Source organism: Peptoniphilus senegalensis JC140 (genome assembly GCF_000321025.1).
GTDB classification, from domain to species: Bacteria; Bacillota; Clostridia; order Tissierellales; family Peptoniphilaceae; genus Peptoniphilus_A; species Peptoniphilus_A senegalensis.
On sequence record NZ_HE610717.1, the window covers coordinates 726545 to 749270 of the forward strand.

At 33.6% G+C, this 22726-nt stretch carries 18 protein-coding genes; 6 read left to right on the forward strand and 12 right to left on the reverse strand.

Translation table 11 applies throughout. The features are described from left to right. The 7 genes from PTSHG_RS09890 to PTSHG_RS03495 all read right to left on the reverse strand — a co-directional run. Positions 1-2481: Rib/alpha-like domain-containing protein (locus PTSHG_RS09890; protein ID WP_026088829.1), on the reverse strand; the 2481-nt coding region annotated here is incomplete at its 3' end. A gap of 84 nt (positions 2482-2565) precedes the next feature. Further along, positions 2566-7962 (reverse strand): hypothetical protein, encoded by a 5397-nt coding sequence (locus PTSHG_RS03470; RefSeq protein ID WP_019107503.1) that lies wholly within the window; start codon positions 7960-7962, stop codon positions 2566-2568. 501 nt (positions 7963-8463) lie between these two features. Then, positions 8464-9561 carry a polysaccharide pyruvyl transferase CsaB gene (gene csaB / locus PTSHG_RS03475; protein WP_019107504.1) on the reverse strand — a complete coding sequence of 366 codons (1098 nt, stop codon included), beginning with the start codon at positions 9559-9561 and terminating at the stop codon, positions 8464-8466. A gap of 42 nt (positions 9562-9603) precedes the next feature. Then, positions 9604-11013 carry an O-antigen ligase family protein gene (locus PTSHG_RS03480; RefSeq protein WP_019107505.1) on the reverse strand — a complete coding sequence of 470 codons (1410 nt, stop codon included), beginning with the start codon at positions 11011-11013 and terminating at the stop codon, positions 9604-9606. After that, positions 11007-11555, reverse strand: coding sequence for a hypothetical protein (locus tag PTSHG_RS03485; protein WP_019107506.1), 549 nt, complete (start codon positions 11553-11555; stop codon positions 11007-11009). The genes PTSHG_RS03480 and PTSHG_RS03485 overlap by 7 nt, the downstream gene beginning before the upstream one ends. Then, positions 11556-12044, reverse strand: a complete 489-nt coding sequence (locus PTSHG_RS03490; RefSeq protein WP_019107507.1) for a DUF4330 domain-containing protein — start codon at positions 12042-12044, stop codon at positions 11556-11558. Then, the gene (locus PTSHG_RS03495; protein ID WP_019107508.1) at positions 12031-13167 is read right to left on the reverse strand and encodes a glycosyltransferase family 4 protein; all 1137 of its coding nucleotides are present in this window, start codon (positions 13165-13167) and stop codon (positions 12031-12033) included. Before PTSHG_RS03495 ends, PTSHG_RS03490 begins: the two co-directional genes overlap by 14 nt. Positions 13168-13475: 308 nt before the next feature. Between PTSHG_RS03495 and carB the strand changes: the two genes are divergently transcribed. Then, positions 13476-16679: a carbamoyl-phosphate synthase large subunit gene (gene carB, locus PTSHG_RS03500; protein ID WP_019107509.1), complete on the forward strand. Its 3204-nt coding sequence runs from the start codon at positions 13476-13478 to the stop codon at positions 16677-16679. A gap of 72 nt (positions 16680-16751) precedes the next feature. Here carB and PTSHG_RS03505 read toward each other — a convergent pair whose 3' ends face one another. Further along, positions 16752-17273 (reverse strand): DUF3783 domain-containing protein, encoded by a 522-nt coding sequence (locus PTSHG_RS03505; RefSeq protein WP_019107510.1) that lies wholly within the window; start codon positions 17271-17273, stop codon positions 16752-16754. 42 nt (positions 17274-17315) lie between these two features. Here PTSHG_RS03505 and PTSHG_RS10045 point away from each other — a divergent pair, with 42 nt between their 5' ends. The 5 genes from PTSHG_RS10045 to PTSHG_RS03525 all read left to right on the forward strand — a co-directional run bounded on the left by PTSHG_RS10045 (position 17316) and on the right by PTSHG_RS03525 (position 19142). Beyond that, positions 17316-17525: a hypothetical protein gene (locus tag PTSHG_RS10045; protein ID WP_019107511.1), complete on the forward strand. Its 210-nt coding sequence runs from the start codon at positions 17316-17318 to the stop codon at positions 17523-17525. 18 nt (positions 17526-17543) lie between these two features. Continuing rightward, positions 17544-17720 (forward strand): hypothetical protein, encoded by a 177-nt coding sequence (locus PTSHG_RS10050; RefSeq protein WP_019107512.1) that lies wholly within the window; start codon positions 17544-17546, stop codon positions 17718-17720. A 118-nt stretch (positions 17721-17838) separates the two neighbouring features. Beyond that, a complete protein-coding gene (locus PTSHG_RS03515; RefSeq protein ID WP_019107513.1) occupies positions 17839-18279 on the forward strand; it encodes a LytTR family DNA-binding domain-containing protein in 441 nt (146 codons plus the stop codon). A 9-nt stretch (positions 18280-18288) separates the two neighbouring features. Further along, complete coding sequence (locus PTSHG_RS03520; RefSeq protein ID WP_019107514.1) at positions 18289-18741, forward strand: DUF3021 domain-containing protein; 453 nt, start codon at positions 18289-18291, stop codon at positions 18739-18741. 143 nt (positions 18742-18884) lie between these two features. After that, positions 18885-19142 carry an AbrB/MazE/SpoVT family DNA-binding domain-containing protein gene (locus tag PTSHG_RS03525; RefSeq protein ID WP_019107515.1) on the forward strand — a complete coding sequence of 86 codons (258 nt, stop codon included), beginning with the start codon at positions 18885-18887 and terminating at the stop codon, positions 19140-19142. 72 nt (positions 19143-19214) lie between these two features. Here the strand turns inward: PTSHG_RS03525 and gloA are convergent, their stop codons facing one another. The 4 genes from gloA to PTSHG_RS03545 form a co-directional block, all read right to left on the reverse strand. Then, the gene (gene gloA, locus PTSHG_RS03530) at positions 19215-19589 is read right to left on the reverse strand and encodes a lactoylglutathione lyase (protein WP_019107516.1); all 375 of its coding nucleotides are present in this window, start codon (positions 19587-19589) and stop codon (positions 19215-19217) included. 240 nt (positions 19590-19829) lie between these two features. Then, on the reverse strand, positions 19830-20606 hold the full coding sequence (locus PTSHG_RS03535) for an enoyl-CoA hydratase-related protein (RefSeq protein ID WP_019107517.1): 777 nt from the start codon (positions 20604-20606) through the stop codon (positions 19830-19832). Between the two features lie 387 nt (positions 20607-20993). After that, complete coding sequence (locus tag PTSHG_RS03540; protein ID WP_019107518.1) at positions 20994-21314, reverse strand: CC/Se motif containing family; 321 nt, start codon at positions 21312-21314, stop codon at positions 20994-20996. A gap of 38 nt (positions 21315-21352) precedes the next feature. Further along, positions 21353-22717 carry a solute carrier family 23 protein gene (locus tag PTSHG_RS03545; RefSeq protein ID WP_019107519.1) on the reverse strand — a complete coding sequence of 455 codons (1365 nt, stop codon included), beginning with the start codon at positions 22715-22717 and terminating at the stop codon, positions 21353-21355. Positions 22718-22726: the final 9 nt, after the last annotated feature.

The window sequence follows — 22726 nt, forward strand, 5'->3', positions numbered from 1 at the left end:
TTCGAATGTTACTAATACATATCCTTGTGGTGTTTGTGGATCATCTGGGTTTGTTGGTATTACTGTCTTTCCTGCTGTTGCTGTGAATACTTTGTTGCTTTCTGTTACTGTGTAATCTTTTGGATTACCTGGTGTTTGTCCTGACCAAGTTAGATCCTTGCGTCCTTCTTCTAATGTTGCTTTTGGAAAATCCTCATTTGTCAAAGTTTCTCCAGATTTTACTAATGTCTTTCCTGTTCCTGTCAGTTCAGTTACTCCCTCACCTTTTTGGTATGTTACAACCACTGCATCTTTTGGTGTTGGTTGTTTCGGATCTGTTGGAACTACATCTTTTTTGTCGTAGACAAATAGTTTTTGATCTACTTCTAAGGCAGAACCATCTGCAAAAGTTACTATTAATTTTCCTGGTTTAGTTCCTTTTTTATCTGTATCTCTGTTAGATTTGTCTGTTACAGTTGCTCCTGCTAAAAGGGTTGCTAACTTTCCGTCAGCATCTTGTACTGTATCTGCTAATGCTACTCCATCTTTCCAGAATTTTGCATCTAGTGTGTCTCCAACCCAAGCTGCTAAGTCTATACCTTTTAATCCACCAGCTTCTGTGATTTGTGTTGCAGCTAATTTTGTTGCACTTGCATTGAATGTGAATCTCTGTCTTTTAGAGTCATAATATTTTCTATTTTTTGTATCAACTTTATGATCTGTTGGTGTCCAAGTTACTTCATTCTTATATCCATCTGTATATGTGATATCTGCTGGGAAGTCTGTATCAGCTAATGTTGCATTTGGTTTAGCGTATGTTGTTTTGCCATTAGTATTTATATTAACTATGCCTTCTCCTGCTTTAAAGATAACTGTAATTTTATCTCGTGGTAGGTCTTCTTTTTGTGGTGCGTCTGGATCTGTGCTATTAGGATCGACTGTAACTATGTGTTCCCATACATATAGCCATTGGTTTTCAACTTCTAATGTTGAACCGTCTCCAAATGTTACTAGAAGTTTTCCTTCAAATTTTCCTTGTGCAGCTGAGCTTCTCTTTGATAAATCTGTTACTTCTGCATTATCTAGAAGTGATTGTATCACAGCTGCGTCAGCAGTATTCGTTGTTTTTGGAGCAACTCCTTTTTCCCAATCAATTCTATCGTCCTTCCAAACTTTGATTGTTTGAGGATTTAGTCCGCCAAGTTCTTGTACTTGTTCGGCTTTTGATTTTTTGTATTGGGCATTGTAAGTTGCTGTTACCACTGCTGTTGTGTCATTTGGAACTGCTGGTGTCCATGGGTTTTCTGCATCTTGTGCATAAGTTTTTGTTTCACCATTTACTTCTTTTGTTCCTGTTGTTGATAATGCTTTGATTGCAGCTTGTAGGTTAGCATTATCATATTGCACGCCTTGTTTTACGTCGATATATGATTTTTGCTTTCCTGCGTAATCTCCAGCAGTATGTGTACCTTTGATACCATCTTGTTTGTTTTCATTTGCATCAAATGTCAAACGTACATAGCCATCTGCAGGTTTTACAGGGTTACCATCGCCATCAGCTGGTGGTACAATTACATCTTTTTGATATACCATTTTTATTGTGCCAATTTCTTTTGCACTTGGTTGTGATATATCAACTATATATTCTTTTCCCCCTATTGTTATTTTTTCAGAGTCTACTTTTCCGCCAACTTTATAAGTTAAACCAGCTTCTGCTGTATTTAATTCGTCATCGTCAATGTCTCCTGAATTTCTCATGTTGATTTGACCTGTAGCCTTAGGTAAGTCGATTTCAACATCTGATAATTCTTCTGCTGTTACCTTTGGCATTGTATCAGCATCTGATGGTAAATCTGCTGGGTCAGTTATTGCTCTTCCATAAGGGTCAATGTATTCAACATTTACTCTTGGTTCTGCAAGCTCTGTTAGTGTAATATCAAAAGTTAACCTACCTGATCCTCCAGTTGCTGAACCTGAAGTTATGGCTACACGCACTTCTATATTTCCATTGTAATTAGTTACAACTGAAGCATTGCCCTTCATAGTTCCATCAACTGGCCAACCTACATTAACAAAGTTCTTTGCGTCTGATGTATCTGTGATTGTTGCAATTTCTTTTTGATGTTTTTGACCGTCTGTAGTTTCCCACTTAGCTATAAGTTTAAATTCTTTGTTAGGAAGTGCTGTCCAATCAAATGCTTTTCCATTTAAGCCTGTAGTTTTTATATTTACTTGTGTATCCCATTGAGCCGGTGCTCTGCGAGGTGCTCTTGCAGGCATTGCCTTTGCAGTCATAGGAGCTACTGATTCTTTACTTTTAAATTCACTTAGGTCAAAAGTAAATACTTCCTTATCGCCTTCTACTTTTCCTTCTATTTCAGTTTTTTTGTTTGTGCTATTGGCTTTAGCATTTTCTGTAATTGCATATACAGAGTCTCCAAAAGTGGAAACTACCATTAAAACTGCAAGGAAAAATGAAAGCAATCTTTTGTTAATTTTCATTTTGCCTCCTTTGGGGAGCTAAGCTCCCCACCATAATACTTCTAAAATCTAATCTCTTACTATTTAATTTATAAAGACAAATATTTATTTAATATCCATCTTGAATGGATTTGAAGTATAAGTTTTTCCATTTTCAGTTGCTGTACCTGATATAACAAGTTCATCCCCTGATTTTAGTGCGTATCCATTTGCAAATTTTACTTTTACAAATGTATTAGGTGCTGTCACTGTTGCACTTGCACTTGAAACTTCTTGTCCATTATTCATAACTTTAATAGTTACAGTTGCGTTGGCTTTATCTGCTGAAACTTTTACAAATTTCTTGCCAGCTCTTTCGCCAGTAATTAAAACTTTTAATTGATAAGATTCTGTGTAATCTACCTTTGAATCTTTGCTGTTACCAAATTCATCAACTGCTGTTATCTTAATTTCAGGAATATTTCCATCTTCAATTCCTTTTCTTAAAACTGTGTTAAGTTCTTTGATTATATTTGCTTTATTTTCAACTGTGATTTCTTTTTCCATTTCTACAGGATTTCCGTCTTTATAATCAATTGTTATCTTAACTTTTCTTCCAGCAGGAATTTCCTTTATAGTTCCTTCAAGGTCGATAAATCTTCTAAATGTTTCGTCCTTTGCTGTTACATTTGCTTCAGGACCAGCTTTATCAATTTTTACATACTTACGATTTTCATCGCCGTCTTGTGGTGTGTATTTTGCATCGCCAGTTCCTGTTGAATCGCTAGGATTAAGATTTGGTTGTTCAGATTTTATTCTTACGATGTCGCCATCTTTTACATCGCCATCTAAAGTTATCTCTTTCTTTGTTCCCTTATCGTCATCAGAATCAAGAGTTACTTTTCCTAAATCAACCCATTTATTTTGAGTCTCATCCCACTTTTGTGCAGTGTAAACTGTGCCTTTAGTAGGTTTATTTAAAACTGGGTCTGGAACTTTAAACTCAATCTTTGATTTTCCATCAGCATCGTTTGGAATTTGTTTCATTTCTTCAACAGGTGCAGATGTACCTCTCTCGTTGATTGTAATTCTTCCTTCAGGGCCTGTAACTTCTTGACCAGCTTTTTCAACTACATATTTAGCAACAATGTCTTGTCCTGCCTTTCCTTGTAAGTTAAGTGGACTTAAAACAAGTTTGTCGCCATCAGGTCTTGCTGTTATAGTTCCGTCAGTGTAAGTTCCGTCATTTTGTTTTACAAGAGTAGTTTCAGCGCCGTCAGCAACTGTTAAAATAATCTTTTTAATATCAGCGTTCTTTTCAGCTTCTGTCCAATGTAATTTAGCTTCTGTTTCATCATCATATACATTGTCAAATACTGGCTTTGGAATATCAATTGGTGTTGATGTATTCCAAATTTCATAGCCCTTTACTTCTTCGTTATCTCCAGTTGTTAGGATTGATTTTCTTGAAGTTGCAGATGTAAAGGCATCTACCCCAAGAGTGAAAGATTGATCTTTTGCAAGTGGATCGCCATAAGGGTTACCTGCATTTTCGTGTAAGTTCTTAGGTGCGTTAGGGTCTAGTGTTGCAGTTGCATCTTGAAGTCTTATATAAGTTTTTGCTCCCAAGGAACCCCAGTTAGGTGCTTGGAAGGTTGCATAAGCATCTTTTTGATCGTCTGTAACAATTACTGATACATAAGATTTTCTTTGTCCTAATTCATCAAATCCTGGAACTTTCCAAGTTAAAGCTTCTTTTGATTTACCGTCCCAAGCCTTTAAAGTACTTGTTCCACCTGGAAGTGGATAGTAACTAGCATTTTGGTGAACTGTTGGTGTACCATAATCAGTTACAGCAGTTCTGTGTAGTAGACCTACATTAACTGGCTTTTTATTAGCTTCATCAACTGTATCTACATACTTACCAAATTCTCCTTGATTCTTATCAATATTCATATAAGAAGGATGAACTTTTACATCAAAGAATGGTCTGTAGTTTGCATATAAGTGAAGGTCTTTACCTTCATCAATTGCATCTAAGAAAATAGTATATATTCCTACTCCGTCATTATTATCCTTACTTGGAACATCTTGTGCTCTTAATGCTATAGAGAAAGTATTTGGAATATATCTTGTATATTTGTATTGATCTCCTCTTAAATCTTTGATCCATTCAGTACTCTTTGGAATTCTCTTTGTTCCACCTGAAACTACACCACTTAACAATTCGCCAATTCTTTCATTATTTTTACCAGCAATCAATTTTGATTCTTGTGGGTCGTTAGAGTATCTATAGAGTGTCCAACCAAGGAATGAATTGTTTGGTATGTTAAATAGTTTTGCATTTGCATCTGTAACCTTATCTATTTCAGATTGTTCTCCAGTTACTGGAACTTTAGGAAGTCCTTTAATTACAAGATTACCCTTCATTTTTGAAAGAGTTGCACTTGAAACTTGATCAATAATTTTGTTTGTATTGTCAATATCAGATATAGTTACTGGAATTGTTATAGTTGTTTCATCTTTAAGATCAGCTGTGTTGTTTGAGTGAAGGACAATATTTATACCTTCGCCATAAACTGCATAAACTGTTCTTTCTTTGTCGATTGGAGATTTTGAATCGAAGATGTAGTTTTCATTTGCATCTACTTTTTCCCAATCTTTAGCTTCCTTTATAACTTTGTTATTATCTCTAAGTTCATTAAATTGTTCTACAGCCGTCTTTCCGCCAGCTATATCTGTTAGCTTAGTAGTTGTCCAACCAAGAATTCTCTTACCTTGTGGTACATTTATTTCATCTTTAGTTGGCATTTGTCTCTTTAAGAAAGCTGCCTTTTGATCTTTGTTTGTCAAATCATATTCTAAACCGTCATGACTAATGATGTTTTGATAAGTTCTGCCATCAACTTCCTTAGTTTTGTTCTTTTCATCAACATATCTAACATAGTCGCCTTCAAAACCTGATGGTTTATAATTATTGTTTACTTTTCCTGTCAAGTAATCATATCTGTATTGATTACTTAATGGAGCAATCTTTTCAATAACAGGAAGATTTTCCTTTGATGTTTGTCCATTAAGGTCAAACTTTACTTTTGTTTGAACTTGTTCTATTACTGGTTCTGATTTTAAAGAAGTTTCAGAATAAGTTGCAAATACAATAGGTTGGTCTCTTAATAAGCCAAGTTCTTCAACTGCTTTGTTTTCAGTTGCATACTTAATACTTTCTTTTCCAAAATATTGTTTTTTAATATTGAATGCAAGTCCTTGGTATTCCTTTTTATCAAAAATTCTCTTTTCAAAAATGTCTGATTTGCCATCATTATTTACTGCAAATTTTTGAGCTTCTTCTTTACCATCCGCTCTTAAATAAGCAGTTATATCGCCATCTTTATTTTCTTCTGTGTTAATAAATGATTTTCCTAAATAATGTGTAGACTTAGTTTCTTCCGGAATGTAAAGTTCTGAGCTAACTCCGCCTTCACTTCTCATAATTCCAGTAAACTCTTTAGAATCTGTGAAAATTTCATCTACTATAGGAACATACTTTTCAATTACGGCTGTTGCACCAACAGTTGAAATTGAATTTTTAAAGTACATTGGTGGATAGAAAAGATCAGAGCCATTCTTATTAGTAGCTTTTTCAAGTCTTAAAGTTTTATTACCTGTTAATGATGTTTTATTTTTTAGACTATCTCCTGATGCTCCCTTTTGTTCCCCTGTAACTATATCAAAATCAATATAATCAGGATATTTTCCTCTATTTCCATAGTCAAGGTTTGGCAAATAAACTGTTATAGGAGTTCCTGCCTTTATAGTCATACCAGTCTTTATATTATAATCTTTCATATAAAACTGCCAACCATACATATTTATAGCGTAATCATCTGTATCAGGGAAGAAGGCATGTCCTTCTCTTTTCCAAGACTTCCAAATTCCTTCGCTGCCACCTATATTTAGCACAAAGTCTTTCATTTCTGCCGCAGTTCCCATAGCACTTGAAATATTTACGTATGGATTGAAGTTAAGAGTGAAGAAATTGTTTTTGTTAGGTTGTATAACTATATCTTCAGTTGTAGTTGTAGTATATTTTCTAACTCCTCTATTGTTTGAAAGAATATATCTTGTGTCAAACATAAAGTTCTTTGATAGTTCCTTATCCTTAACTAAATCTTCGTTTATCTTTTCTGGATCTATATTGTATTCAAAAACCATGATAGAACCTGAGTCTTGACTAGCATTTCTCAAAATATTTTTAAAATCTGTTTTTACAGTTTCAACATAGTTTGGATCTGCTGAGTCAGGATTATCTTTATATTCATAGCCTGTTTCTGCAAATTGTAAGAATACAGCACCATCTTCACGATTAAATGTTGGGTTTCCTTCTCCATCAAGCTTTGCTGAGCCATCTGGGTTTAATTCCAAACCTTCTATATAGCTTGCGTAGATAGGAAGTTTTGTTCCAATTGGTGTTTCATTTTCAGATAGGAAATAGATAGAACCGATTTGATTTTTTTCTTCAGCTCCTTTGCCTTTGTTTCCTAGGTCAAGATATTTGATGAAGTCTCTATCAAGAGTTTGTCTAATAGCATACTTATCTCCATCCATTTTTCCACTAGTAACATCTGAAGCAAAAGTATAGATTAGTCTAACTTTTTTTTCATCTCTATCAAGTTGTAGAGCTGAGTCCGCTGAGTGGAACTGGTCATTTTGTCCACCAAATTGTGTCATTGATTTAGTAGTTGCTTCCATTAAATCCTTAGGTCTTTTTGATAAATCTCCTACAACTGCAATTTTAGTGTAGGTATTATATCCTAGTGCAGCATAGTCAGCACCCTTATATCCTCCAGCTGTAGAGAATATTTTTAAATTATTGTTGTTGGCATTATATAGTCTTAATTGAACTGCTTGTGTCTTTTGTGCAAAAGTCTTGTCCCAATCAGTATCAGCTTTTAAAACTATATTAACTTCTCTGTGACCATATTGAATCCCTACATTTCTATAAGGAAATTGTAGACAGTTGGCACTTTGTCCCCTAACAGTAGATACATCTAGTGTGTCAAAATTGTTAATAGAAAAAACTTCTGTCTGTTTCCAAAGTACGTATGAAGCCTCTCTATCAATCTTTTGATATAACTCAGCTGGGAATCTCATAACAAATCTATCCCAAGTACCACTGTCGGATTGGTTTCTTTGGCTTACTTCAAATTTTAGAACTATTCTTCCATTTTGGTCATAGTATCTGCCAAGGTAAGTAAAGCCAAGTGTATTAAGTGGGTCAGCTCCCTTTTGTCCTTTGATTATCTTTACATTTTCAGGAAGTGACCAATAGCCAGAGCCATCATCTGTAGCTGTAGCGTCTTCTTCCCAGTTAACAGAAGGTTTTCCTTCTGGATCTACTGCACGAGTAGATGTGCCAGGAAGTTGTGGTTCTTCAGCAAAGATGTTGAGTGGCAATATTCCTACTATCATAAGTATTGATAAGAATAATGCCATCAATTGTTTTGATTTTTGTTTTTTATCCATTTCATTTCTCCTTTCTATTTTTTTGGATTAAAACATTTTCTCCTATCTCCCCCTTTATCTCCATAACTTTTAATTGTTAAGTCATGATTGCTTTTTTTATATAGTTTGCTGTCTTTTGGATATAGTTATGGACTTTATTTTTATAAATTTATTATAACAAAAGAAAGTGTATAATTCCACTTTATTATAGATGTTTTTTGTCAGTTTTTCGCCATTTCAAAGTACAATCCACCCCCCCCCACTGAAAATTGTATTAATTTCAGCACAATTTTTTCACGTGCTTTTTGTGGCCTTTTATGTCTTTTTTTCTATCGTTATTTATGCAAGGCTTGAATTTTAGCCATTTCTTATATGTGATATTGTTTCTTGCTGCTGAATTTTTGCATTTTTCCCTGCAATCCTTTGCAATAATTTTTTTATCTCTTTTTATTTGTATTTTTAAATTTTTACTTTTGTAACTATAAAAAAAAGAGGTGGAAAACCTCTTTTTAAATCAATTTATTAATTTTTTTCTAAAATTTTTAATGCTATGTCTACATTTTCCTTTGATGCTTGTCGCATCTTTTCTGTATTTTCTATTAATACTTCTCGTCTTTCTTCTAGGTTGTCCAAGGCTTCTAGTATCTTGTCATATAATTCTTCTGCTGTGAAATTTTCTACATCCACTGCTTCTTTTATACCAAGTTCTCCAACCATGGCTTCAACTTTTGGGTCATAAATTATCCCAACCATGGGAAGATTTACGCTTGCTGCATAGACAAGTGAGTGAAGACGCATTGCCGCAAGGAGCCTTAGCCTTTTAAAGATGCCCATAAGCTCTCCTGCTGAGTAGTTTTTTTCTATTAACATGACTTTTTCTTTGTCGAGGCACTTATCTGCAACTTCTCTGGAATAGACGTTGTCCCTTGGCATGTGGAAGGGCACGAGCAGGATTTCGTAATCTTTTTCTATTAAAAGGTCTATTGTCTTTGCAAATTTTTCTTTTATGGTCTCATCTTTTTTGTAGTCTCTTATGCAAAATCCTAGGGTCTTTTCTGTTATTTTTATGCCTTCGTCTTTTAATATCTCGTCTATTCTATCATCTTCTTCTGCCTTTAGGGTGAAGACTGGGTCTGCTGTCACTTCTATATTTTTATTTGTCACTTCAAGTTCTCTCACAAAGCTGTAGGAAAGTTTGTCCCTAAGTGTGATGTAGTCCACTTTGTTTAGGACTTTCCTTGTGAGGATTCTATTTATCTTTTTGTCAATTGGCCCTATTCCATTGGCATAGACATAGACTTTTTTTCTTACAATTTTTGCTATAATTATGACTGAAAGATAGTAGATTATGCTCCTTGTAGATGTGATGTCTTGAAGCAGTGATCCTCCACCCGACAAGAGAAGGTCAGCATCTCTTAGCGCTTTTACCAGCTCTTTTAAAGAAAATCTATCTACTGCATTTATGCCATAAACTCTTCTTGTCTTCTCAGGATTTTTTGAGAGGGCTGTAATCTCTATGTCTCTATTAAGTTTTTTAAAGTCTTCTACCATGGCTTTTAGGATGGCATCGTCGCCAGAGTTGTCAAAGCCAAAGTATCCTGATACAACAATTTTTTTCATAGCCGTCACTTAACTCTGTTTATTTCTCTTTCTAAAATATTTTTATATTTCTTTTTGTAAATTGTTTAAATTTTCTTTGTTTTCCAAATTTTCTTTATTTTCTAAGATTTCTTTTTCCTCAATATTTTCGCAATTGGCTACTTTTTCTCTTTCATATTTTTCTACATTTATGGCTGTAAAGATTATGCCAAGGACAATCCAAAATGTGAAGATTATTCTTGGAATGTATAAGAAGTGCTCTACAAGTCCATGACCCATTATGCCAATTATTGAGGCAAAGAGTCCTGCTCCAAGGTATTTGAAATACTTGTCCTCTGACTTAACTAAGCTTGTATAAGCGTACTTCAAGGTTGAAAGTAATAGCAACATGAAAAAGATAAATCCAATTAGTCCGATTTCTGCTGCTACTTCAAGATAGGTGTTGTGAGCGTGATAGATTGGCATTGTCCTAATATATTTTTCAAAGGTTTCCTTAAAAGGAATGTAACCAAAGCCAACTCCTGCAATTAAATTATCTCTTATGACATCCTTTGTTATTTGCCAAATTTTTATCCTATATAAGTTTGATGAGTCAACTGTTGAACCAATGGATATAATTCTATCTAAAACTTTTTGTGGAAGAACTGCTAGTCCTCCAAGAATTATTGGCAGACCTAGTAATAGTAATCTCTTATCTACTAATAGGACAAAGGCAAGGGCCGCAAGGGCAAGACCTACCCAGCCACCTCTTGATAAGGTTAAGACAATACAAATTAGTAGGATGCCAGTTGCAGCTGCAAAGAGAAATTTTTTTCTCATGGACTTTGTGTACCAAGTTATTCCTACTGCTATTGGTGTGATGAGTACAAGGTATTCTGCCAAAATATTTGGATTGAAAAATACTGAGTAAACTCTAACTGCAATGTCTGTGTTATTTTCTGTGTCAAGCCACTCTGGTCGCATTTGCACTCCTGTAAAATATTGGACTACTCCAAGTAGGGCAACTACAAGTGCCGACAAAAGCAGAGTTGATATAAAAGCGTTGAGTTCGCCCTTTGTCTTTATGGAATTTGTCATGGCAAATAAAAAGGATATGCCTGCTGCATTTAGTGCCAAGTCTCTAACTGAGCCTGATGGGTCAATTGATGTAATAGTAGAAAAGGCTATTATAAAGGCAAATATGAAAAGGGGCACTGTCCTTTCGCCCACTGTAAAACTTTCTTTATATAGAAAGCTTCTAAGGAGAACAAAAAATCCCATGGAAAGTAACATTATTAGTCCCAAGGCATCTGGCACAAATGGATATAAGAAGGCTGCCGCAAATAATCCTATTTTTATGTCATAGATGACTAAGAGAAGTCCGCTTATGCCCACAAAGGCTGCCAAAAATAATTTTGTTCCCAAAAAATAATATATTAGGCTTAGAAAAATTGCTGATAAAAGTATAAAGTTAATTTTTTTTGATTTTACCACCAGTTTTCACCGCCTTCGTCTAGTTTAAAGAAAGATATAAAAAATTCTAAAACTTTTGAGCCCATAATTATGTCCATATATTTTCCCTTTAATAAGGAAAGAATTATCCCAAGAATAATAAAAGCAAGGGGAAAAATTATGCTTGCCCTTATAATTAAGGAAATAATCAATGTGAATATTCCTGTATAAAACATTATGTTTGATATAATGCCTGCGATTTCGTCAAAATTATCAAGTGACTTAAAAGTTGCACCAAGGAAAAAAGATTTTTTTATCAAAGGAAGAAAAATCTTTCCAAGTAAATTCATAAATTTTTCTAGTAAGTTAAATATCCCTCTATAAATTTTATATATAAGGGTATCCCTAAATAAGGGTTTTTCTCCTGCTATTACAACTTTTGTCTTTGAAGTTGAAAAGTTTTTTGCTAGAGGCTTTGTTATAAAATCATGAACTTTTTTTGTAATAGAATCTTCATAAAAACCAGAAAAAGCTCTGTAAATTTTATTTAAAGATCTTATAGTTAATGAATTAATAGTAATCACCTAGTTCTTTACTTCTACGCCAAGGACTGTCATAAAAGATGTAATATTTTTATTTTTTATTCTCATTTCTGCACCAATTCTTATTTGCTCAGTGCCAACTTGGTAAAAATCTTGTGTGTCCTTTACATCTGCATCAATTGTCATGATAACTCTATACTTGCCTGGTACTTCTGCATTGTAAAACTTACCTTGGTATTCTGTCTTATCTTTGTATGGTTCAACTTCAGCTGTGGCGATTTTGCCAAGGTAAGTTCCCTTATCGTAATCATAGATAGGATCGCCTACTTTGACATTATTTGCAGTTACATCTCTAACATCTTTTATTTCTGCTGTGATGATACCTTTTTTTGTAGTTACTTCTCCTACTGCTCCCTTTGAGCCAAATCTCTTTACTCCTACTAGGGCAAGTGCAAGTATTAAAATTATTACTAATAAATCGACTAGGTTAATTAGTCCAAAAAGTCTGCCCTTTTTGTCAATTATTTTCATTTTTTCCTCCCATTAATATTTCATCATATATTTCTTTTTGTCTCTCGCCCATGGATAGGTGAGAATATCTTTCTACTACTTCTCTTTTTATGTTGTCGCCAAGTTCCTTTAGTTTGTCTCTCTGGTCATAGAGGTCTAAAATGTATCTGGAAAGAGACTTGTAATTTCCCACTGGGAATAAGTATCCAGTGTAATCATCCTTTATGATTTCTGGTATGCCTCCTGTTTTTGTGGAAACTGTTGGCACAGATAGCCTTGCTGCTTCAAGAATTACATAGGGAAAGGATTCAGAAATAGAAGTAAGTACATTTACATCTATGGCGTTAAAGAAGGAATATTTGTCCCTTACAAAGCCTAAAAAGTAAATATTCTTTTCTATGCCAAAGGACTTAGCCATTTCCTCTAGTTTTTTCTGTTCGTCGCCATCTCCTGCTATTAAAAATATTATATCTGGATTTATTTCAAGTGTTTCCTTGCAAGCTTTGATAAAAGTTTCGTGGTCCTTTACCTTGTCAAGTCTTGCTGCAATTCCAACTAAAAACTCGCCATTGTAGTTAATCTTATATTTTTCCAAGAAAGCTGTCTTTGGAATGTAGAGAGTTTTTTCATCAATATCAATTCCATTGTAGAGGACATGGATTTTATTTTTATCAAAACCTCTATCTACTAGCATCTTTTTAAAATTGTCACTTACACAAATGTAATGATCAAATTTTTTTAAAGACATTTTGTTTAAACTTGTATAAATTAAATTTTTGTAAAATGAGTCCTTGAAGTCAAGCATATAGTCTGAATGGACTGTGGTGACCATAGGCACATTTATTTTCTTTTTTAAAAACATACAAATAAAATTAGCACGAGCTCCATGAGCGTGGACTAAATCGTATTTGCCATTTTTGATTTCGTCACTTAATTTAGAAACGACGGAAAGATCCCATCTCTTTTCTTGTGGATATACTTCTATGTCGATGCCTCTCTCCTTTGCTTCATCATAAAAGGTGTCTTTTATGAAGCAAATAATTTTGGTATCGACTTTTCCACTTAGACCTTTCATTAGGGTAAAGATGTGAGTCTTTGCCCCACCAGTGTCGCCGCCACTAATTAAATGGAGAACTTTTGTCATAACTTCTCCTCCTTATCTAATTTATTATACAATAAATCCAAAATAATTTTAACTCTTTTGTTGGACAATGTTTCATGGTTAGAAAGAAATTTGATTTTTTTTATCAATTGTAAATTTTTGTAAAAAAGTTCTTGCAATTTTTTCTCAAAAGTGATTTAATGATAAAGATAAAAAAATAGAAAATCAGTCCAAGGACTGAGTAAAATCATGTCCTTGTGCATGATTTTTTTTGAGCAAATTTAATACCTTAAATTTTTTTTGCCCATTTTTAAGAATGTTTGATCTTTTATTTGGAAAAGGAGAAAAAAATGCCAAGAGATAATTCGATTAAGAAGACGCTAGTAATAGGTTCTGGTCCCATTGTTATAGGACAAGCTGCTGAGTTCGACTACTCAGGAACACAAGCTTGTGAAACCCTAAAAGCTAATGGAGTTAAGACTGTCCTTGTGAACTCAAACCCTGCTACTATTATGACAGACAAGGGTATTGCCGATAAGATTTATATTGAGCCAATAACTATTTCCTTTATAGAAAAAATTATTGAAAAGGAAAGACCTGATTCCCTTATTGCAGGCATGGGCGGACAAACTGGTCTTAACATGACACTTGAACTAGACAAGCGTGGAATTTTAGATAAATATGGAATAAAAATTATAGGCACTGACATTGAAGCTATAAAAAAAGGCGAAGACAGAGATATTTTCAGAAATACAATGAAGGAAATTGGCGAACCAATTATTGAGTCTGAAATCGCAACTACACTAGAAGAAGGAAAAATCCTTGCTAAAAAAATTGGCTATCCTCTAGTTATTAGACCTGCCTACACACTTGGCGGAACTGGTGGTGGCTTTGCCTATGATGAAGAAGAGCTTGAAGAAGTTTTATCCCACGGTCTTAGCCTTAGCCCAGTAAATGAATGTCTTCTTGAAAAATCTATTCGTGGCTGGATGGAAATTGAATTTGAAGTTATAAGAGATAGTGCTGGCGAAAAAATTATTGTCTGCGACATGGAAAATGTGGACCCTGTTGGTGTTCACACTGGCGACTCTATTGTAGTTGCTCCTTGCCAAAGTCTTGATAAGGATGTACTTCAAAAATTAAAAAATGCTGCCCTAAATATTGTTGAAAATGTAAATGTTGTTGGGGCTTGCAATGTTCAACTTGCCTTAAATCCTGAAACTTTGGACTACGCAGTAATTGAAATCAACCCTAGAGTTTCTCGTTCCTCTGCCCTTGCATCAAAGGCAACAGGTTATCCAATTGCAAGAATTGCAACAAAGATTGCTCTTGGACTAAACTTAAATGAAATCGAAAACGAAACTACTGGCGAAACAATAGAAAATTATGAACCACACTGCAATTATGTAGTTGTTAAAATTCCTAAGTGGCCTTTTGACAAATTCAAATTTGCAAATAGAAAACTTGGCACAAAGATGATGGCAACTGGAGAAGTCATGTCAATTGGCTCTTCCTTCGAAGAAGCTCTCATGAAGGGAATTAGGTCTCTTGAAATTTCTAAATTCTCCCTTGAATCTAAATTCTCTGAAGAAAGAACTACTGAAGAATTAAAGAAGAGAATTAAATTCCCAGATGATGAAAGACTTTTTGATGTTGCAGAAATTATTAGACGTGGACTTTCCCTTGAACTTATCCATGACATAACTGGCATCGACCTTTACTTCTTGGAAAAAATTGAAAACATTGTGCGTGAAGAAGAAAATCTTAAAAAGCTAAGTCTTGACACAATGACTCCTGATGAGCTTGCTAAACTTAAAAAACTTGGCTTCTCTGACAAGACTATTGCCAAGGCTCTTGGAGTAAAAATGGAAGATGTAATTGAACTTCGTGAAAAAAATAATATTCTTCCAAATTATAGAAGAGTTGACACTTCCCCATTTAGAAAAAACGGCGCTTACTACTATTCAACTTATGAAAAGACAGACGAAAATATTGTGTCAGCCAATAAAAAAATAATAGTAATTGGGTCTGGTCCTATTAGAATTGGTCAAGGAATTGAATTTGATTACTGCAGTGTTCACGCTATCAAGGCTCTAATAAAAATGGGCATAGAAACAGTAACAATTAACAACAACCCCGAAACTGTTTCAACAGACTTTGACACATCTGACAAACTTTACTTCGAGCCACTTACTGAAGAAGAGGTTAAATCTATAATTGAAATAGAAAAACCTCTAGGAGTTATCCTTGCCTTTGGTGGACAAACTGCCATTAAGCTTGCAAAATATCTGCACTCACAAAAAATTAATATCTTGGGAACAGACTTTGAAGATATTGACAGGGCTGAAGACAGAGAAAAATTTGACGAAATGCTTGAAGAATTAAAAATAAATAGACCAAAGGGACATGGAGTATTCACTGTAAAGGAAGGGCTTGACTCTGCAAAAGAACTTGGCTATCCATTACTTGTTAGGCCTTCCTATGTGCTTGGTGGACAAGGAATGCAAATAACTTATGACGAAGAAAGCTTGAAAACTTATTTGCAAAGTGCCTTTGAAAGAGATGCAGTAAACCCAGTTTTAATTGACAAGTATTTAGTTGGCCGTGAAATCGAAGTTGACGCAATTTCAGATGGCGAAGATATATTAATTCCTGGCATTATGGAACATCTTGAAAGAGCAGGGGTTCACTCTGGCGACTCAATAACAATTTATCCAAGCCTTCACATTTCTGATGCTATAAAGGCAAAAATCTTAGATTACACAAAGAAAATTGCCAAGGCACTTCATGTAAAGGGTATGATAAACATTCAATTCATCGAATACAAAAATGACTTATATATCATTGAAGTAAACCCTCGTGCCTCAAGAACTGTACCTTATATCTCAAAGGTTTCTGGTGTGCCAATAGTAGATCTGGCAACAAAGACTATGCTTGGCGAAAAACTATCTGACCTTGGCTATGGAGTTGACATTTATAAAGAGCCAAAGCTAATGGCTGTAAAAGTTCCAGTATTCTCAATGTCAAAACTTAACAGAGTAGAAATCTCTCTTGGCCCTGAAATGAAATCAACTGGAGAAGTCCTTGGCGTTGGAAAAGACATTGACGAAGCACTTTTCAAAGGCTTCTTGGCTGCAGGCTCACAAATTGAAAATGAAGTTTCAAGAGTTCTTGCAACAGTAAATGACAATGACAAAAAAGAATTTATTGAAATAGCAAAAACTATGAAGGATTTGGGTTACAAATTTATCGCAACTAAGGGAACTTGCCAGCTTCTTAAAAAAGAAGGCATTGACGCAAGAGAAATCGGAAGAATAAATGACCCAAGACCAAACATTTTGGATGTAATAAGAAATGGCGAAATCGACATAGTAGTAAACACTCCAACAAGAGGTGGCGACTCAACAAGAGACGGCTTCAAGATTAGAAGAATGGCAACAGAATACGGCATAGACATAGTAACATCACTTGACACACTAGCAGCAAGAGTTGCCGTAAAAAATAAAAAATTCCACGAAGAAAACATGGATATATATGACATCACAAAATTTTAATTTGTAAATTTATAATTAAAAAATTTTAGACAAAAAATTAGCCTTGGTGTAGGAACATCAAGGCTTTTTCTTTTATTTAATATTTAATTTTTCCCTCAGCTCTTTTATGGCAGAGTCAAGTTTTTCCTCGTTGAGTTCCTTATTTTTATTTTCTATGGCTCTTTCTACCAAGTCCATAAGCTCGTCATCTTTATCACTTTCTAGCCTATCCAAGGCAATTTTTACCAGCCCGCCAAGTTCTCTAAATTTTGTGACAACTCTGTGCTCATCTGCTATGTGACCCATTAAAAAAGCAAAAGTCCAATTAGCATTTGTCTCTGTGAGAACGCATTTGTTATCTAACATTACACCTTCCTTTTTTAAGGCAATTAAAAAGTCACGCAAAATATTTCTGTCAAAGTCAGAAAATACCATAAGTTTATTTTCATCTTCTACTGGAGAATTTTCTCTCAAATCTAATTCAAAGAGGTCGCCAACTTTTTTCTCCATATCCTCTTTAGCTACTTTATTTATTTCAATGCCAAATTCACTAGCAACTTTTTCTGTGATTTTTGTCTTTTCTTCTTCTAATCCGTATAATAAAATTTTTTTCACTTTAACACCTCTTTTTTATTTTACCCAATTTTAATTTATTTATTGGGTATATTATTATTAGGTATTTTTATTAGATTAAATAAGGGCGACGAAGTTATTTACGTTAGAGTTTTTACTGAAAAAGACTTGAGAGACTACGCAGAGAATGCAAACTTTTGGGGCAAGCACCAGGAAAGTCCCAAGGCTGATGGCGAGTACCTCTTGCAGGGTCTATTAACTGCAAGCCTTACTAATAAAATTGGCGGCGACTAGGCTATTTTGATGTATCGCATGGAGTTTGATTTTATAAAAAAAGCTTACACTGGAAGAAAAATAAAGTGTGTAAATAAAGTTGAAAACCTAGAAAATAAGCGTGGCAAAAATTTTATAGACATAATTTCCAATGTCTATGACGAAAATGGCGACCATCTCCTTCATGGATTTTTAAGGGGAATTTTGTTAGACTAAGTGTGGGAAGCTTCCTGCACTTTTTCTTTTGCCACTTAGGTAAAATTTTCAACCACTTAGAGCAGTTTTGTTTACTTTTTCTTTTCAAGGTTTATATTATAAGTAAAGGAGGTCAGAAATGGATTTTGAGATTAAGATTTATGAAAATTATAAGGTGCCTAAGGCTATTGTCTACACTGATAAGGTTACAGAAGAAGTTTTAAGGCTGAAGTCCTTTGTGCTAGAAAATTCTGAAAATTTGTTAATTGGTTTTCTTGATGAGAAGATAAAAATTTTAAAGCCTGCAAAGATTTACAGGATTTACACAGAGGACTCAAGGGTCTTTGCCGAGTCTCTCGACGAAAAATATTTAATGAAAAAGAGAATTTATCAGCTGGAAGAAATTTTGAAGGCGAAAAATTTTGTTAGGATTTCAAACTCTGAACTCATCAACCTAAACTTAGTTGATAGCTTTGACTTGTCCTACTCTGGAACTATTTCTGTCACTATGAAAAATAAGTCCAAGACCTTCGTATCTCGAAGATATGTGAAAAAAATTAAAACTACTCTAGGTATATGAGGTGATTTTATGAAAAAAATTATTAGTCGAATGGTAAATGGTCTTTTGATTTGTGAATTTGTTTTGCTTGTCATTTCCCTAATTATGTCCTATATTTTTGCTGATGGGGATTTTTCTCTTGCAAACCCAAGCTTAATAGAAAGTTCTAAGTCAGTCTTTGCGGCAAATTTTTTGTCCATTTGTCTTACTGGACTTCTTGGCATGGTCTTTGGCTTTGCCTCTATAGTTTGGGAAGATGAAAAATTGTCAATACTTACAAGAACCATCATTCACTTCTTGTTAACTGCATCCACCATGGTTTTTGTAGGCTACAAGCTCTATTGGTTTCAAAAATCCTCTTTGTCCCTTGCCATCTTCCTTGGCATTTACCTTTTAATCTATCTTGTAATTTGGTTTGTTGAATACGCAATTGCCAAAAGGGACATAGCAAGATTAAATGAAAAATTAAAAAATAATATGTAAAAAGATGCCAGCTTATGAAATAATTTCACGAGCTGGTGCTTTTTTTACTTATAAATTTTTTGCAAATTTTTTTACTTGACTTATAAGATTTTCAGAAATATAATTTTGTTAGAAAGTATGATTTTCTAACTAAGGAGGCTCTCATGTTAGTTGAATTAAAAGCAAAATCACAAGTAACTATACCCAAGAATATTATTAGTTCCATGAAATTAAGTCAAGGCGACCAGTTTGAAATCCTTGAAGATAATGGAAAAATTATTCTTGTTCCAGTTGCAATTTATCCCAGCCATGTTATTGAAAATATAAAAGAATCTGTGGAAGAAATTAAAGAAAACATAAAAAAGGGTCAGCAACCAGTTTTTGATTCTCTTGATTCTTTATTTGAAGAGTTGGATAAATAATGTCTTTTAAAATTACTTATAATTTATTTCATAAAAAATCCACATCAGCTTTGATGTGGACTTTCTCTTTATTTACTTTTCTCCAATTACTTCAATTTTATATCCATCTGGGTCTTTTACAAAGAAGTAGGAATCTGATTTGTCAGAAAGTGCTTTTAATTCTGTCACATCACAGCCCTTTTCTTTTAATTCTTCTCTAAAGGCTTTTATGTCTTTGTGAGATATGGCAATGTGACCGTAGCCATCGCCAATTGTGTAGTCCCTTCCGTCATAATTATATGTTAACTCAAGTTCATAGGGCGAGTCCTCTAACTTTAAATACAAAAGTGTAAATTCATCTTCTGGAAAATCCTTGCGCCTTGATTCAACAAAACCCAAGGCTTCTTTATAAAACTTTTCAGATTTTTCCAAGTCCTTTACTCTAATCATTGTGTGTAAAAATTTCATAACATCCCTCCAATTTATTTATACCAATAATTTATCTTGGTACGCAATTTAGTTTGATGTTTTTTAAATAAAAATAATATGCACTATATTATATGGATGGAAATTAACTTTGTCTGCTAATAAAGTTTTCTGATTTGAGCTTTTTATCTTTTAATATCTTTTATTAAAATGTCAATTTTACATTCTCAATTTAATATTTTAATAAACAAATTTATATACACCGAATAATAATTTTCATAATTAGAAATCTTTTAATTTCGGTTTTCTTTTTTCTAAAAATGCAGTTAACCCTTCTTTTTTATCATCAGTAGAAAATACTACACCCAATAAGTTCGCTTCCAATTGAATTCCTTCTTCTAAACTCATATCCATTCCAATATTTATAGCTTGTTTTGCCACAGAAATTGCATATGAACCTTTCTTAGTAATTCTTTCAGCCATTTCTTTACAATAATCTATAAGATTAACTTGATCTACAACTTTGTTTACAAGTCCAATCCTATAAGCTTCTGTTGCATCAATTTTATCAGTAGTAAATATTAATTCTTTGGCTCTCCCTTTGCCTATTAATCTAGGTAATCTTTGAGTTCCTCCAAATCCAGGAATAATTCCTAATCCCACTTCCGGCTGAGCAAATGTAGCATTTTTAGATGCTATTCTAAAATCAAATGCCATAGAAAGTTCGCATCCTCCTCCTAAAGCATATCCATTTACAGCTGCTATTGTAACTTGTGGTGCTTCTTCTATTTTTTTAAATGTCTCAAAAGCTAAAAGTCCAAAATCTCTACCTTCTTTTGGAGTTGCATTTGCCATTTCATGAATATCTGCCCCAGCAACAAATGATTTTTCTCCTTGCCCTGTCAATATTACAACTTTTATATCTTTTCTATTTTTTATGTCTGAAAAAGCTTCATTTAATTCCTTTAAAGTTTGAGTATTAAGCGCATTTAATACTTCTGGTCTATTAATTTTTACAAGTGCTGTTTCATTTTCAATATCTATTAATAAATTTTCCATTTTTAACTCCTTATAAAAAATATAGAGTCTATATCTCTATAAACTCTATAAAATACAATAAAATTAACAATCATATATCTATTTTTTTTAATTATCTTTAATCCTTAATTTTTCAAAGATAACTTTTTTATAGTTTTTATAATTATGATCATTTATATCTATAACACTATTATTAACTTTATACTTACTTATATCTGCACATTTAACTGGGCATCCAGATATTTCTAACAAATAATCATAAGTTTGTCCATCCTCTACAAATTCATAATTAAGTTCAGGAATATCTTTAATTATTTCTCTTATTACTTTCCCTCTATCGTATCGACTTTGACATCCTCCACAATATTTTATGCCAATCTTAATATCATTCTCGATATAATCACCTCTTTATTCATCTTTTACTACTTTAGAAATGTAGTTTTCAATAAAAAGGCTCTTGTTAAAAATCCCTATTACATCAACTTTTGTGTTCTCTTTTATTGTGGACTCTATATCTTTATCAAGTGCTATTTTTATTCCATCTACCTCAGTTACTATATAATTTTCAGTGTTAATTTCATATCCTATATCAGCCTTGGGACTGTAAGTAACAACTGATTTAGATGAACAACCACAGCCAGAGAAATTTTCATTCCTTTTTACATCTATTACTATATAATCAGCTGACTTTTCTTTAACATACTTTTTTGCTTTATCACTTATTATCATATTCTCTCCGATGCAACTAAAAATTTGCATTTTAGACTTTAATCAAGTTCTGCTTTATTTTCAGCATATTCTCTTTGACGTTTTTCTTTAAGTGTTAGTATAAAATATAAAATTAGCCCAACAGCTAAACCCCATGCTGCTCCTCTTGAAGCTATTACAGCACCCATAACTCCTGCTATACCTTTATCGACATCTGTTACTGTCATATCAATAGCAAGCCTTACACATATGTAGCCCTGTACTAATAAAGTCATACTTAATGCCGCTGGTAATATTGGTTGAACAAAACCAACTATAGGAACTATTGCAACTGCTAAAAATGTTGACCATCTAAATGTACCGACCCCTGAAAATATACTTTCCATTTTCTCTGGACCATCTTTATATCTTTCAGCAACAGACGCTGTTACAGCTGCCCAAAGTGGGCCTGCTAATGTTGGATATGCACAAAATAGGCCTTCTATTAAGTTTCTGATGCCACTTATTAAATTTGATCTATTTGCATCAAAGTGTATTTTTTCATCTTGTCTAATTTCATCTGCTTCATTTAATAGTGCTTCTGATGTTACGAAATCTCCAAAAGCTATTATATAAATAACAATTGCCATTGGAACCGCTTTTGCAAACATTTCAGCACTTGGCCATCCTATGAAAAATGGACTTACTGTATGAAGAATTCCAACAAAGTCAGGTACTTTTATCAATGGCCAAAAATCAACTTTTGGTATTACATATTCTCCAACAATTGGTCCAATTATAACTGCTAGAATTATAGCTGGTAACATTCCAAATCCACTAATAGTATCCCAAAATTTACTCTTTTTCCTAAGTTTTTTAAACTTATTAGAAAAAAGTAAAAAAAATGCAATTAATGCACCAATGCCAATAGTTATTGGTGTTTGGTCTAATCTTTTTCCAGCTCCCACTTCTCCTATTACTGCTGCAAATCCTGCACCCATAAGTATACCTGATTTAATTGATTCTGGCACAAGTCCTAGTAACCTAGCTGCAATTCCTGTAATACCCATAATTATAAATATCAAGGCTACTAATAATTGAAGTGCTATCAAAGCTTGAATTCTAGTTTCTCCCATTGGAAAACCAGCTAAAAATGCTAACGTCAAAGGTATAGATGGCGTTATCCAACCTGGTACAACAGGATCACCCCATGTAGCATGTAATGTATATAAAAAACCATTTATAATAACCATTCCCCATGCAAGTTCAAAAGGAATTCCTAAATTTTCTGTCATTACAGGAATTGCTCCCAAACAAGTAGCACACATAAGTAAGGCTTGTAAAAATTCTGATTTTTCAAATCTGTAATGAATAAATGGAATTCTTAGTACAAACATTCCAATTTTTATACCAGGCTGTTCTTGCCCATATTCTCTTTTTACCATATCTTCACC